The organism is Stutzerimonas stutzeri, from assembly GCF_024448895.1.
GTDB classification, from domain to species: Bacteria; Pseudomonadota; Gammaproteobacteria; order Pseudomonadales; family Pseudomonadaceae; genus Stutzerimonas; species Stutzerimonas stutzeri_Q.
Genome location: NZ_JAMOIC010000004.1, coordinates 234,310 through 247,833, shown reverse-complemented (window position 1 = coordinate 247,833; position 13,524 = coordinate 234,310). Strand labels below are relative to the sequence as shown.

At 58.4% G+C, this 13,524-nt stretch carries 12 protein-coding genes; 1 reads left to right on the top strand and 11 read right to left on the bottom strand.

Annotated elements, in window-relative coordinates; all coding sequences use genetic code 11:
• Positions 1–3 precede the first annotated feature (3 nt).
• Genes sppA through rluC form a run of 3 tightly spaced genes read right to left on the bottom strand, consistent with a single transcriptional unit; the run spans position 4 to position 2,612 of the window.
• The gene (sppA, locus tag NA619_RS06960; protein WP_255961053.1) at positions 4–987 is read right to left on the bottom strand and encodes a signal peptide peptidase SppA; all 984 of its coding nucleotides are present in this window, start codon (positions 985–987) and stop codon (positions 4–6) included.
• On the bottom strand, positions 980–1,666 hold the full coding sequence (locus NA619_RS06955) for an HAD-IA family hydrolase (protein WP_255961052.1): 687 nt from the start codon (positions 1,664–1,666) through the stop codon (positions 980–982). The genes sppA and NA619_RS06955 overlap by 8 nt, the downstream gene beginning before the upstream one ends.
• Complete coding sequence (gene rluC, locus NA619_RS06950) at positions 1,659–2,612, bottom strand: 23S rRNA pseudouridine(955/2504/2580) synthase RluC (RefSeq protein WP_255961051.1); 954 nt, start codon at positions 2,610–2,612, stop codon at positions 1,659–1,661. The genes NA619_RS06955 and rluC overlap by 8 nt, the downstream gene beginning before the upstream one ends.
• A 549-nt stretch (positions 2,613–3,161) precedes the next feature.
• Between rluC and rne the strand changes: the two genes are divergently transcribed.
• Positions 3,162–6,350 carry a ribonuclease E gene (gene rne / locus NA619_RS06945; RefSeq protein ID WP_255961050.1) on the top strand — a complete coding sequence of 1,063 codons (3,189 nt, stop codon included), beginning with the start codon at positions 3,162–3,164 and terminating at the stop codon, positions 6,348–6,350.
• A 202-nt stretch (positions 6,351–6,552) separates the two neighbouring features.
• Here the strand turns inward: rne and murB are convergent, their stop codons facing one another.
• From murB to NA619_RS06905, 8 genes are all read right to left on the bottom strand, one after another.
• Positions 6,553–7,572: a UDP-N-acetylmuramate dehydrogenase gene (gene murB, locus NA619_RS06940; RefSeq protein ID WP_255961049.1), complete on the bottom strand. Its 1,020-nt coding sequence runs from the start codon at positions 7,570–7,572 to the stop codon at positions 6,553–6,555.
• Complete coding sequence (locus NA619_RS06935) at positions 7,569–8,033, bottom strand: low molecular weight protein-tyrosine-phosphatase (protein ID WP_255961048.1); 465 nt, start codon at positions 8,031–8,033, stop codon at positions 7,569–7,571. The genes murB and NA619_RS06935 overlap by 4 nt, the downstream gene beginning before the upstream one ends.
• 2 nt (positions 8,034–8,035) lie before the next feature.
• The gene (gene kdsB, locus NA619_RS06930) at positions 8,036–8,800 is read right to left on the bottom strand and encodes a 3-deoxy-manno-octulosonate cytidylyltransferase (protein WP_255961047.1); all 765 of its coding nucleotides are present in this window, start codon (positions 8,798–8,800) and stop codon (positions 8,036–8,038) included.
• A complete protein-coding gene (locus NA619_RS06925) occupies positions 8,797–8,982 on the bottom strand; it encodes a Trm112 family protein (RefSeq protein ID WP_019342470.1) in 186 nt (61 codons plus the stop codon). The genes kdsB and NA619_RS06925 overlap by 4 nt, the downstream gene beginning before the upstream one ends.
• A gap of 46 nt (positions 8,983–9,028) precedes the next feature.
• On the bottom strand, positions 9,029–10,033 hold the full coding sequence (gene lpxK / locus NA619_RS06920; protein ID WP_255961046.1) for a tetraacyldisaccharide 4'-kinase: 1,005 nt from the start codon (positions 10,031–10,033) through the stop codon (positions 9,029–9,031).
• A complete protein-coding gene (locus NA619_RS06915; protein ID WP_255961045.1) occupies positions 10,033–10,461 on the bottom strand; it encodes an ExbD/TolR family protein in 429 nt (142 codons plus the stop codon). Before NA619_RS06915 ends, lpxK begins: the two co-directional genes overlap by 1 nt.
• Positions 10,458–11,090: a MotA/TolQ/ExbB proton channel family protein gene (locus NA619_RS06910; protein WP_255961044.1), complete on the bottom strand. Its 633-nt coding sequence runs from the start codon at positions 11,088–11,090 to the stop codon at positions 10,458–10,460. The genes NA619_RS06915 and NA619_RS06910 overlap by 4 nt, the downstream gene beginning before the upstream one ends.
• A gap of 71 nt (positions 11,091–11,161) precedes the next feature.
• Entirely contained in the window at positions 11,162–13,387 is a 2,226-nt protein-coding gene (locus NA619_RS06905) for a DNA internalization-related competence protein ComEC/Rec2 (protein WP_255961147.1), read from the bottom strand.
• Positions 13,388–13,524 lie beyond the last annotated feature (137 nt).

Below are 13,524 nucleotides of genomic sequence, written 5' to 3'. Positions count from 1 at the left end.
GAGCTATCGCAGCTGCGGCCCTTGAAACCCCATCCACATGGCTAATTGCGCACCGACGCTCGCACCAAGCTTTTTCGTAAAACGGTCCAGGGCGGAATCCTTGACCGTGAAGTCAACGAGATCATCCTCACCGATGACTTCCCGCGCCACATAGCTAGTACTTCCAAGCCCATCGACCAGACCAAGTTCAAGCGCCTGCTCGCCGGACCAGATAAGCCCAGAAAAGAGCTCGGGATGCTCTGCGATCTGCAGACGCTCCCCACGCCCCTGCTTCACGCTATCGATAAACTGTCGGTGAGTGGTAGCCAGCACGCTACGCCAGAACTCGGACTCTTCAGGCTTCTCCGGCTGGAATGGATCAAGAAAAGCCTTGTGCTCGCCCGATGTGTACACGCGCCGCTCGACTCCCAGCTTCTCCATGGTATCCACAAACCCAAAGGTCGCCGCGGTGACACCTATGGAGCCGACCAGACTCGACTTATCCGCGTAGATTTCGTCCGCCGCACTGGCAATGTAATAGGCACCGGAAGCCCCGAGATCCGTTATCACCGCATAAAGCTTGGTATCAGGGTACTCACCACGTAAACGGCGAATCTCATCGTATATATAACCCGACTGCACCGGGCTTCCCCCCGGGCTGTTGATTCGCAAGACCACACCCTTGGTAGCAGGATCATCGAAGGCTTCACGCAGGGCCCCGACAATGTTATCTGCGCTCGCAGATTCCTCATCCGCAATCATTCCCCGCACGTTGATGACCGCGGTATGACTGTCGCCCGCCGTCTTACCGTCACCCATCCGCAACAGTGGCGAGAACATCAGCAATGCACCAAACAGATAGATGAACGTCAGCGACTTGAAGAAAATACCCCACCGTCGTGCACGCCGCTGTTCCTGCACACCTGCCAGCAGCGTCTTCTCCAGTAGTTTCCAGCTGTTGCGCTCTTCTTTCGCCTCGGAATCCGGCGCTTTCCAATCATCAGCCATATGCAGCCACTCCCGAATGCGCATCAGCGGAGCTCAGCCAGTCACTAAGCTCCAAAAAATGATTGATGGCCAGGCGCGGCGAGCACGCTTGCAAAACTTCCAGTGGCTGCGCCCCATAGCACGCAGCAACACTGTCCAATCCTGCGCGCCTGGCCATCTCAAGATCGAAGACAGAGTCTCCGATCATCAAAGCCCGTTCAGGCCGAACCCCGCAATGGTCAAGAATCTCGTGAATCATTAGCGGATCCGGCTTACTCGCTGTTTCATCGGCGCAACGGGTCGCATCGAAGAAGTCACTCCAGCCCTGCCCCTCAAGCGCCCGATTCAGACCGCGCCGCCCCTTCCCTGTCGCCACGGCAAGTAGGCGCCCCTGATCTCGAAACTTCTGGAGCGACTGCGCAACACCGGGAAACAGAGCCGAAGGTTCGATTTCAAGCGACAGGTAATGATCGGCATAAGCGCGACGAAAAGCCTCAACCAACTTCACATCATTGATATGCGGATAGAGAACAGCGATCGCCTCAGGCAAACCAAGCCCGATGATCCCTTTTATGGTCCCGCCATCAAGCACCGGCAAATTACAGCGGGACGCCGCGGCGGAAATGGACTCGACAATCCGTCCAACCGAATCCACCAAGGTGCCATCCCAATCGAATATTAAAAGCTCGTACTTACTCACCAAGCCTCTCCAGCGTGCGAGCCCAAAGGTCATCGACCGGCGCCTCAAGACTCAGCTCACCGCCGTCAGGCAAAGGCACCTTCAGCGCGTAAGCATGCAAAAACAGACGCTTGCCTCCTAGATCGCGAATGACGCTGGAGAACTCCTCATCGCCGTACTTAGTGTCACCAGCAATACTGTGGCCTGCGTGACGGGCATGCACTCTGATCTGGTGAGTGCGGCCCGTTACAGGCTTTGCCTCAACCAAAGTGGCGAAATCGCCAAACCGACGCAAGACGCGGAAAAGCGTCAGCGCCTCCTTGCCATCGTCAGTCACTTCCACCATTCGCTCACCCGAGCGCAGCGTGTTCTTCAGAAGCGGGGCATTGACCTGTTTCTTACTTGTCTCCCAGCGCCCACGCACAAGCGCCATATAACGCTTGTCGACGCCATCACCCCGTAACTCCTGATGCAGGTGACGCAGCATGCTGCGTTTTTTCGCCACCATCAGCAGCCCGGAAGTGTCGCGATCCAGACGATGCACAAGCTCGAGCTCCTTTGCGTCAGGCCGCAGCTGACGTAGCGCTTCGATCACTCCAAAGCTGAGTCCACTTCCACCATGTACCGCAATACCTGCAGGCTTGTTCAGCACGATCAGCGCCTTATCTTCGTAGATAATCGCTGCCTCTAATCGCTCAAGCAGACCCTGAGCCAGGGGGACCGGCTCATCCCTCTCAGCCAAACGCAGCGGCGGCACGCGCACGATATCGCCTGCCTGAAGCTTGTATTCGGGCTTGATCCTTCCTTTATTAACGCGCACTTCGCCTTTACGCAAAATGCGATAAATAAGGGTCTTGGGCACACCCTTGAGCTGAGTACGAAGAAAATTGTCGATGCGTTGGCCGGCAAGCTCCGGCGAGACCTCAAGCATTTGCACGCCAGAGGTCTGAGAGGGGGTATTTGTCATGCGCGGATGATATCAATTTTCCCTTATTTGAAGCACTTAAACATTGCTGTTATAGTCCAGACGCCGCCAAAAGCGGTCAGGTCGAGGAATGCCAGCGAAACCGCCATTCCAGGCCCAGCAATGTTCAAGGACGTGAGGCCGTCCGACGATGCTTCTCTCAAGTAGCCGGAGCACCGAAACAAGCCTTGAAGACATGATGCGTGCCCCCTTGGGGAATCGCGATAATCGATAACCCGCTCTCGGATACTGCGAGCGGCACCCGATTTTCAAAGTATGAGTGTTGGGTGGAGATGTACAGCCATCGGAGTGCGTAGCAAAGGCTTTCATAGACGCTTCATTCCGTCCGCTACCGATTGCTGATTCCTCCTCCCGAACCATTGCTTCTGTTCCGACAGTAAGCAGGAGACGTCGTCGCGACGCCGGCCCAACTGGCCTCACATCGCTGGACACTGGAGTGCCTTACAACCATTCCTGACTCACCTGACACCGACCGCGAGAGTCGTGTGTGCCGAACGCCGTTTCCGCTGCCTTGGAAACCGACGGTACTACATGAAAAGAATGCTAATTAACGCAACTCAGCCTGAAGAGTTGCGTGTCGCACTGGTCGATGGCCAGCGCCTGTTCGATCTCGATATCGAATCTGGTGCTCGCGAACAGAAAAAAGCCAATATCTACAAGGGCAAGATCACTCGCGTTGAGCCCAGCCTTGAAGCCGCGTTCGTTGACTTCGGCGCCGATCGCCACGGCTTCCTCCCCCTTAAAGAAATTTCCCGCGAATACTTCAAGAAATCCCCTGAAGGCCGCGTCAACATTAAGGAAGTCCTGAGCGAAGGCCAGGAAGTCATCGTCCAGGTCGAAAAGGAAGAGCGCGGCAACAAAGGCGCCGCTCTGACCACATTCATCAGCCTTGCCGGCCGTTATCTCGTACTGATGCCAAACAACCCGCGTGCGGGCGGCATCTCCCGCCGTATCGAAGGCGAAGAGCGCAACGAACTGCGCGAAGCATTGAACGGGCTCGATGTTCCCGCTGACATGGGCCTGATCGTCCGCACTGCCGGCCTAGGACGCTCCAGTGAAGAGATGCAATGGGACCTGGACTATCTTCTGCAGCTATGGAGCGCAGTCAAGGAAGCTTCTCAGGACCGCCCTGCCCCATTTCTGATTTATCAGGAATCCAATGTCATCATCCGCGCCATTCGCGACTATCTGCGCCAGGACATCGGCGAAGTACTGATCGACAGTGTCGAAGCCCAGGACGAAGCGCTTTCCTTCATCCAGCAGGTCATGCCGCAGTACGCCAGCAAGATCAAGCTGTACGAAGACAGCGTGCCGCTGTTCAACCGCTTTCAAATCGAGAGCCAGATTGAAACTGCATTCCAGCGCGAAGTGAAGCTGCCATCGGGCGGCTCCATCGTTATCGATCCGACCGAGGCATTGGTGTCCATCGACATCAACTCGGCGCGCGCTACCAAGGGCGGCGATATCGAAGAAACCGCCCTTCAGACCAACTTGGAAGCGGCTGAGGAAATCGCCCGCCAGCTACGCCTGCGAGACATCGGTGGCCTGATCGTCATTGACTTCATCGACATGACTCCGGCAAAGAACCAACGCGCCGTGGAAGAAAAGGTCCGCGAAGCACTCGAAGCCGATCGTGCTCGAATCCAGGTTGGCCGCATATCGCGTTTCGGCTTGCTGGAAATGTCCCGACAGCGCCTGCGCCCATCGCTTGGCGAAACCAGCGGCATCGTCTGCCCGCGCTGCAATGGCCAAGGCATCATCCGCGACGTCGAGTCGTTGTCGCTTGCCATCCTGCGCCTGATCGAGGAAGAAGCCCTGAAAGACCGCACCGCCGAAGTGCGCGCGCGCGTACCTTTCCAGGTTGCGGCATTCCTGCTTAACGAAAAACGCAACGCCATTACCAAGATCGAACTGCGTACCCGCGCGCGTATCTTCATCCTGCCGGACGATCACCTGGAAACTCCGCATTTCGAAGTGCAACGTTTGCGCGACGACAGCCCCGAAATCGTCGCAGGTCAGGCCAGCTACGAGATGAGCCCGACCGAAGTCGAGGAAGCTCAACCAGTCAGCTCCACCCGCACCCTGGTCCGCCAGGAAGCAGCAGTCAAAACTGCTCCACAGCGCACAGCGCCTGCGCCTGTACCCGCTGCTGCACCTGCAGAGGCCGCAGCGCCGGTAGCCCAGGAGCCAAGCCTGTTCAAGGGCCTGGTGAAATCCTTGGTTGGACTGTTTGCCGGCAAGCAAGAAACCGCCGTCGTAGAGGTTGAGAAGAAGCCTGCAGCGAGCAATCGGCCACAACGCAACGATGAGCGCCGAAGCGGTCGTCAGCAGAATCGTCGTCGTGATTCGCGCGGCAGCCGCGATGAGGAGCGCAAGCCTCGCGAAGAGCGTGCTCCACGTGAAGAACGCCAGCCTCGCGAAGACCGGCAGCCGCGCCCTCCACGCGAAGAACGCAAGCCACGTGAGCCGCGCGAGCCCGTCGAAGTTGCTGATAACTCTGCACAGCCGCAGCCGCAGCCGCAACCACGACGTGAACGCGCGCCACGTGAAGAACGCCAGCCTCGCGAAGAGCGCAAACGCGAGCTCCGCGCCCCACTTGACGAGACCGGCCAGCCTGTCGCATCAACTGTTTCCAGCGAAGAGACTACCGAGCGCAAGCCTCGTCCGCCACGCGAAGAGCGCAAGCCGCGCACTGAGCAGGTCGATGCGGTTGAAGAACTGCAAGGCGACGCTGTGGAAGCTGGTCAGGACGAACAAGACTCATCAGAGGGCGGTGATCGCCCGCGCCGCCGCTCGCGCGGTCAGCGTCGGCGGAGCAACCGCCGCGATCGTCAACGCGACGCTAATGGCAATGAGATCGACGGCGAGGCAGAGACCAACACAGCCGAAATCAGCGAAAACAATGCACCGGTGAAGTCTGAACAGGTAGCAATTGCAGCTACTGCCGCTGCCCTGGCGGCCAACACCGCCGACACCAATACAGCACCGGTCACGAACGAGCATGAGTTCGAAGCGCCCGTAGAAGTGCCCAAAGCGGTTGAAGCTGAAGTTGTGAACGATGATGGCAGGAGTGAAGAAGCAGTAAAACCGCTCGATACCATCGAAGCATCTACAGACAAGATTGCTGATCCGGTTGAAGTGGAGCCTGCATCGCTTTCTGCGCCGCTGGAAGTCAGTGAGCCAGTACTCGAAAAGCCCGTCCCCGCCGTAGACCAGGCGACTGCAACTGCATCTCCCGCAGAGCAGCCTGAGCCGGCAGTGGTCGAGCCATCAGCTCCAGCCGGGTCTGCCTCCGGTCGCGCTCCTAATGACCCGCGCGAAGTGCGTCGCCGTCGCCTTGAGCAGGAGCGCTTGGCCAAGGAAGCAGCCGAAACGCAGGCAAAACCTGCCGAAGGCACGACTGCTCAGGAAACCGAGGTCATAGCGCCTGCTCCAGCAGCAGACCAAACCACAAGCCCCGAGATCGTCGTATCAGCCCCTTCCGCTGAGTTGCAGGCTGAATCCACGACTCACGAAACTATCAGCGAAGAGCGGGCCACGGAGGCTAGCCAGCAAGCTGAGCTGCCGAAGGCTGAACTGCAAGCCGAGCACGTCCCCGCGGCCGCGGAGAGACCAGAGACATCGACTATCAGTTCTGATACTGAGGCCCAGCCCGAGCCAGCTGGTGAGTCTGAGTCCATCCAGCAGAATGAGGATGACGCTGACAAACGTCAGAGCTGAAAGGTAAGAAGGTGAAAAAAGGGATGCTTCGGCATCCTTTTTTTTGCGCAACACCAACAGAACATTGCGCCGAGACGCCAGTACTCGAACCGGTGGAAAATTGCGGGTAGAGGTTCTGCTCTAGTTCCAATGGCCCGAAGTATTAGAACTATTGCAAAGTCGGGTCTAGCCGCTCACTGGCAATCAGGACAGGAAACTCGACCTAGATAATGTTCGGCTCTACTTCGAGCTGCACACCAAAGCGCTTGGCAATGTCTTCCTGAATCTCTTGAGCTAGCTCGAGAATCTGTTTACCGGTAGCGTTGCCGTAGTTGACCAGCACGAGCGCTTGCAGTTTGTGCACACCGGCGTCCCCCTTCCGATACCCTTTCCAGCCAGCCTGTTCTATCAGCCAACCGGCCGCTAGCTTGAATTTTCCATCTGTCTGCGGATACGCCACCAGATCAGGGTAGCGCTCGCACAAGGTAGCGGCGACAGATTGGGGCACAATCGGGTTTTTGAAGAAGCTACCGGCGTTGCCCAGAACACGGGGATCTGGCAACTTTTCGCTGCGTATGGCAGAGACCGCCCGGCTTACATCCATAGGCGATGGAGACTGGATGTCGTGCTGCTGCAGCCACTGCCGGACCGGCCCGTAATCGAGCCGGAGGTTAACGGATCGATGCAGTAAAAACCGCACTCTTAGGATGATGTAGCGGCCAGCCTGACGCTTGAAAAGACTGTCGCGATAGCCGAACTCGCAAGCTTGCAGATCGAAGTCGACAATATTACCCGTCACCCGATCAAGCGCAGTCAGGCCGGCAAAGACATCCTTGATTTCGACGCCATAGGCACCCACGTTTTGAATCGGTGCGGCCCCGACGGTACCCGGAATCAGACTCAGGTTTTCTAGCCCGGATAGCCCAAGCTCCAGGCAATGCAACACAAATGGGTGCCAGGGCTCTCCTGCCTCGGCCTCGATCACAACCTGATCGCCATCGTCCTCAACGATCTGGACGCCCCGGGTAGCCATGCGTAAAACCAGCGCGTCGACATTCCGTGTAAGCACCAGATTGCTGCCGCCGCCCAAAACCCGCACCGGCACGCTCAGACGATGAGCCTCTGCAAGCGCATCGATTACATCCTGATCGCTTCGAGCCTCGGCAAACCGAAGGGCACGTGCTTCGACCGCAAGGGAGTTAAACGACTTGAGAGAGCGATCGGTTTCGATGGACAGGCTCACAGGCGCCCTCTTAACTCATTGAGCAATGCTCCGGAGCCCTGCTCGATCAAATCAAGCACGTGATCGAAGCCGCCGTCACCTCCATAGTACGGATCCGGCACCGCCTCTTCCGCCAGATTGAAACGGCGCAGGAACAGATCGAGCTCGGCCCGGCCGTTTGACGGTTGCAGTGCTTTGAGCCTCTTGAGGTTTTCCTGATCCATGGCCAGGATCAAATCGAAACGCTGAAAATCCTCGACGCTCACCTGCCGCGCTGTCAATTCACTCAGGTCGTACCCTCTTGAGGCGGCCGCTCGACAAGCTCGGTCATCCGGCCTTTTACCTACGTGCCAGTCACCGGTACCCGCGGAATCCATGGTAATACGGCTTTCCAGCCCGGCTTCCCGTACGTGCTCGCGAAACACGCCCTCCGCGGTCGGTGACCGGCAGATATTGCCCATACAAACGAACAGAACCTTCACACTCAGGCCCCGAGCAGCTTGCGAACACGATCCAGATCATCGGCGGTATCGACCCCAGCCGGCGGCGCTTCGATCGCATCAGCCACATGTATACGCACGCCATGCCAGAGCGCGCGCAACTGCTCAAGACATTCAGTGCTTTCCAGCCAGCATGGGCCCCAGGTCACAAAGTCCGCCAGGAACCCGGCCCGGTAGGCATATATGCCGATGTGCCGGCGATATGGGACTCCTGACGGCAGGGCGTCACGGCCATGCGCGAACTCATTGCGAGCCCAAGGAAGCGGAGCGCGGCTGAAGGTCAGCGCCAGTCCATTGATATCGCACAGGACCTTGACCACATTGGGGTTGAATAAGGCTCCTGCGTCGTGGAGCGGTTCGGCAAGCGTAGCGATCGCCGCTTCCGGATGAGCGGCGAGATTCAAAGCAACCTGGTTGATGACCAAAGGTGGGATCAATGGCTCATCCCCCTGAACATTCACGACGATAGCGTCACTCGCCAGCCCCAACTTGTCGGCAACTTCAGCTAGACGATCGGTGCCAGATTCATGCTCAGCTCGGGTAAGCAGCACCTCAGCACCGAAGCCTCTGCAAGCGTCCAGTATGCGACTGTCATCGGTTGCTACCACCACGCGCTGCGCATCACTTTTGCAAGCTTGCTCCCAGACATGGCGGATCATGGGCTTGCCGGCGATATCCTGCAGCGGCTTGCCTGGCAGACGACTGGATGCATAGCGCGCGGGGATGACAACGGTGTAGGCAGTGCTCATTTGTCGAGACGCTCATCCACATCCAGCGTGCGAGCTTCGCTTTCGAGCATCACCGGAATGCCATCTCGAACCGGGAAGGCCATACCGTCGGCCTTGCAGATGAGTTCGGACTTATCGTCGGTCAGCTTCAACGGGCCCTTGCACAGCGGGCAGGCGAGAATATCGAGCAGTTTGGTATCCATGCACAGTCCTAGGATTCAGCCGACTGCACCTGGCAGATCGAGCGGCTTAAGGATGTCCGGGAAGCAATCGGTCCAGCTGGGCATCAAACCAGGTCACGAAAGCCGAAGAGGGTTCGACTTTCACCTGCAGATAGCACCAGCCCGGTTGCGCGAATGCCCGGCATTTGACCGCATCCTTCTCGGTCATCACCAACGGTAGCTCGGGGCTGAATCTCAGCTGCTCCAGGCTATAGCGGGCGTGGTCTGCGAAGGGGTGCGGAATTGGTCGCCAGTGTAGCGCCTCGAGCGTGGTGAAGAAACGCTGTGGATTACCGATGCCGGCGACCGCATGCAATTGCTGTCCTGGTGGGAAGTGATCGAGTGGCAGATCCTGATTGCTGAACAGCTCAATCAATCGCGACGGCTGCAGGGAAAACGCGTAGCCAGCGTCGGTGTCTTCAACTGCTCCGTTGAAGAGCACAGCGTCAACGGACGCCAAACGTTCGGCCGGCTCGCGTAACGGACCGGCCGGCAAACAGCGACGGTTGCCCAAGCCACGGGCAGCGTCGATAAGCACTAGCTCAAGGTCACGGGCCAGACGGTAATGTTGCAGCCCATCATCAGAAAGAATGAGATCTACGGTTTCATGTTCGAGCATGTTGCGCACCGCACGCGAGCGATCCGGGTCGATCATCACCGGTACACCGGTGCGCCGCGCGATGAGAAGAGGCTCGTCACCCGCCTCTTCCGCAGAATCATCAGGCGACACTCGCCACGGATATGATCGTGGTGTGGCGCCATAGCCGCGACTGACCACACCGACATTCAGCCCGCGGCGCCGGCAATGATCGATAAGCCAGAGAATGAGTGGGGTCTTTCCAGTGCCGCCAACAGTGATATTGCCAACTACCACCACCGGCACCGAGGCCCGATACGAGCCCGCGGCGCCTGAGAGAAACCTGTTCCGCTTGGCGACTACCACTCGCCGATAGAGAGCCTCCAGGGGGGCGAGCAACGCCAGGGTAGGATGCCCTTGGTACCACGCCCGCTGCAGACGATCGGCAAAAGACATCAGGGCTCCGGCTGCGCCTCGACAGTGGTGATACGCAACTGAGCGAAACCGAGCTTTCCGGCCGCGTCCATAGCAGTGATGACAGCCTGATGAGGCGTCTTGCCATCGGCGCTAATGATCATCGGAAGACTGGTATTCCCACCAGACTCCTTGTTCAGCGCCGCCATTAGAGTACTCAGGTCATGCTTGATCAACGTCTTGCCGTTGAGAGTAAAACTCCCGTCGACATCGATCACTACCTCCAGCTGTTTATTCACGGCATCCTGAGGGGGTGTGCCGCTGGCTGCTTCAGGCAGATCTACTTGCAACTGAGTCTCACGGGTGAAGGTTGTGGTTACCACGAAGAACAACAGCAGGATGAACACCACATCGATCAGAGGGGCCAGACCGATGTCGACGTTCTCGCGCGCTTTGCGTCGGAACTTCACGCCTTGCCCTCACCCAAATCGACGTCGCGGTCACCCTGTACAACCTCGACAAGCTTGATCGCTTCCTGCTCCATCCCCACGACCAACTCTTCGACACGGCGAAGCAGGAAGCGATGAAAGAATAGCGCGGGGATACCCACCATCAGGCCTGCAGCGGTAGTGATAAGCGCCTTGGAAATACCAGCAGCGAGCAATGGCGCATTGGCCATGCCAGACCCCATGAAGGCGCTGAAAATCTCGATCATCCCAAGCACGGTACCCAGCAGACCAAGCAAGGGCGCGATGCCCGCGATGGTACCCAGAGCGTTGAGGTAGCGTTCGAGATCATGGACGACACGTGCGGCCGCCTCTTCTATGCATTCCTTCATGATCTCTCGACCATGCTTGGAATTGGCCAGGCCTGCGGCCAGGATTTCACCAAGCGGTGAGTCTGCGCGCAGCTCCTTGAGCTTCTGGTTGCTGAGTTTCTTGTCCTTGATCCACTTCCACACCTGGCCGAGCAGATGTTGAGGGGTCACGCGACTAGGCCTCAGCGTCCAAAGTCGCTCGGCGATGATGCCAACGGCCGCGATGGAACACAGGATGATTGGCAGCATTATCCAGCCGCCTGATTTGACCAGCTCCCACACGAGATGAATCCCCCTCGAAAAAGTGGCGCCACTCTAGCATAGGGCCGGCAGGCCGCCGACGGCCCCGGTTCTCATTTTTCCCGCCAGAATCGCCGTTCAGCGCGCAATCCATAAACAGTGCCGAAACGCCCGAGATAGATCTGCATCGCCCCCCGCTCTGCAGTGTCATGGATCCTTGCTCCGGACGCGCGCAGACGTGCCACCACGTCAGAGTGAGGATGTCCAAATGCGTTGTGCATACCGCGGGATACAAGCGCACCCTCAGCCCCTGCCGCCTCAACGAAGGCACTGGAAGAAGAGCTGCGGCTGCCATGGTGCGGCACCAGCAGCCAACGCGTATTCACTGGCATCTCGCTCGCCAACAACGCCTGTTCTGCTAGCGCATCAATATCGCCCGTCAGCAGGATGCGCTCTCCTTTTGCTTCGATCAGCAGCACGCAAGACGATTGGTTGCCATCGCGAGCAAGAGGCCACTGCCAAATCGTGAAACGCACTCCGTCCCACTCCCAGCGATCGCCGGAACGGCACGGTTCCGCACCTAGCATTGAAGGCAACCTTGCCGGCTCGCCGCTTAAAATACGTTGGGGCGGCATCTGCTTTTGGAGAGCCAAGGCGCCGCCGGCATGATCACTATCGGCATGGCTGAGAATCATCAAATCGAGACCGTTCAGGCCCAATGCACGCAATGAAGGGAAGACAACTCGCTCGCCTATGTCAAAGTCGCCGTAACGTGGCCCAGCGTCGTAGAGCATGGCGTGCTCATGGGTACGCACCAGGACCGAAAGCCCCTGCCCAACGTCGAAGATCCAGACTTGCGCCTCCCCTTCTGCGGGCTTGCTCACCGGCGGGAAGAGCAACGGCGCAAGAAGAACCACGCCAAAAACCCGGAACGGTACTCCGGCAGGTAAAAGGATAATGAAGACTCCCAATGCAATCATTATCCAGCTCCACAGCGGTAACGACGCAGGTAGCCATGCTGGCTGCCAGCCCGCAATCCATTGAAGCGCGTCGAAAAGTACGGCCAGCATTCCGCCCGCGATCCACAACAACGGCTCGCCGACAACTGGAATCCATAGCAGCGAAGTGCCGAGTAACGACAGCGGAACTATGAAGGTGCTCACAAGCGGTACGGCGAACAGATTGGCCACCGGCCCACTGACGCTAACCGGCAAGCCCAGCGCCAGCAAAATCGGCAGAAGTCCTAGTGCCATGCTCCACTGCGCACGCCCCAGTGCGGACCACACGCCAAAGCTGCCGAGTCGTCCACGGAAAATCAGAACGAGCAAGGCTACCGCCATAAAGGACAACCAGAACCCGGATTGCAAACCGACCAAAGGGTCAAACACCAGGACTGCAACAAGTGCGATGAAAAACGGCAGCCAGACCCCCAGGTGCCGAAACCGTAACCGCCACATAAGTACCAGTCCGACCATGACCAACGCTCTCTGGACCGGAACGTCAAAACCTGCCAACCAGCCGTAAGCAAGCGCACCGGCCAGTGCGAGGGAACACGCACTGGGTAACCACGGAACGCGTTGCGGCCAGATTCCCCAGCGCGCCAGCAGTGCGACCAGTCCGTAGAGCAAGCCGGCCAGCATCCCAACATGCTGACCCGATATCACCATCAGATGCACGGTTCCAGTGTCCTGCAGGATCCGCCAATCGGACGAGGACAGGCCGCTGTCATCACCGACCACTAAGGCGGCGATCGCACCCGAACGTCCGTGCGCGTTGAGGCTCATCAGACGCTGGCGCAAGCGGTCCCGCCACGCCTGCCCGCCTCCTGCCAGAGATATCCGCTCACCTGCTTTGATGGTGCCACTAGCTCCTATCCGACGCGCCAGAAGCCAGGCCTCGTAATCGAAAGAATGAGGATTGACCAGGCCTCGCGGTCGCTTCAATTTGGCGGCCAGCCTCCACCGCTCTCCGGCATTAATGATCGGCCCGCCGTACCATGCCAGACGCAATGTGGAGGGAAGGCCGCTATGCCGAGACGAAACATCGGTCAATTCGAAGCGCACCACGCCATTACGCACATCAGGCAGGCCCGTCACCCGCCCTTCCAACCAAAATGTCCGGCCATCAAGATCCGTCGGAAGCCGATCGGTCAATGCCCAGTGCCCCGTCACACATGCCCAGCCAACACCGATCAAAAAGCAACCGAGCAGCCGGCAGCGTGACGGCAATAAGGCCATGCCGGAAAGACAGAGTAAGAATGAAGCCCACACAGGGGGCAACTGCGGGAGGAAGCGCAGCAGCAAAAGGCCTGCTGCCAGCGCCAGCATAGCTGCACGCATGAGAACTCCAGGATTCCATTCCAGCAACTGGCAGCTCGGATACAAACGGATACCGAGTTACCGCGGGTTAGCTGACGTCCTGTCAGCGCTCACAGTGTAGAATTTCCCTACAAACGCCTCTCAGCGCCGGTTCTCGT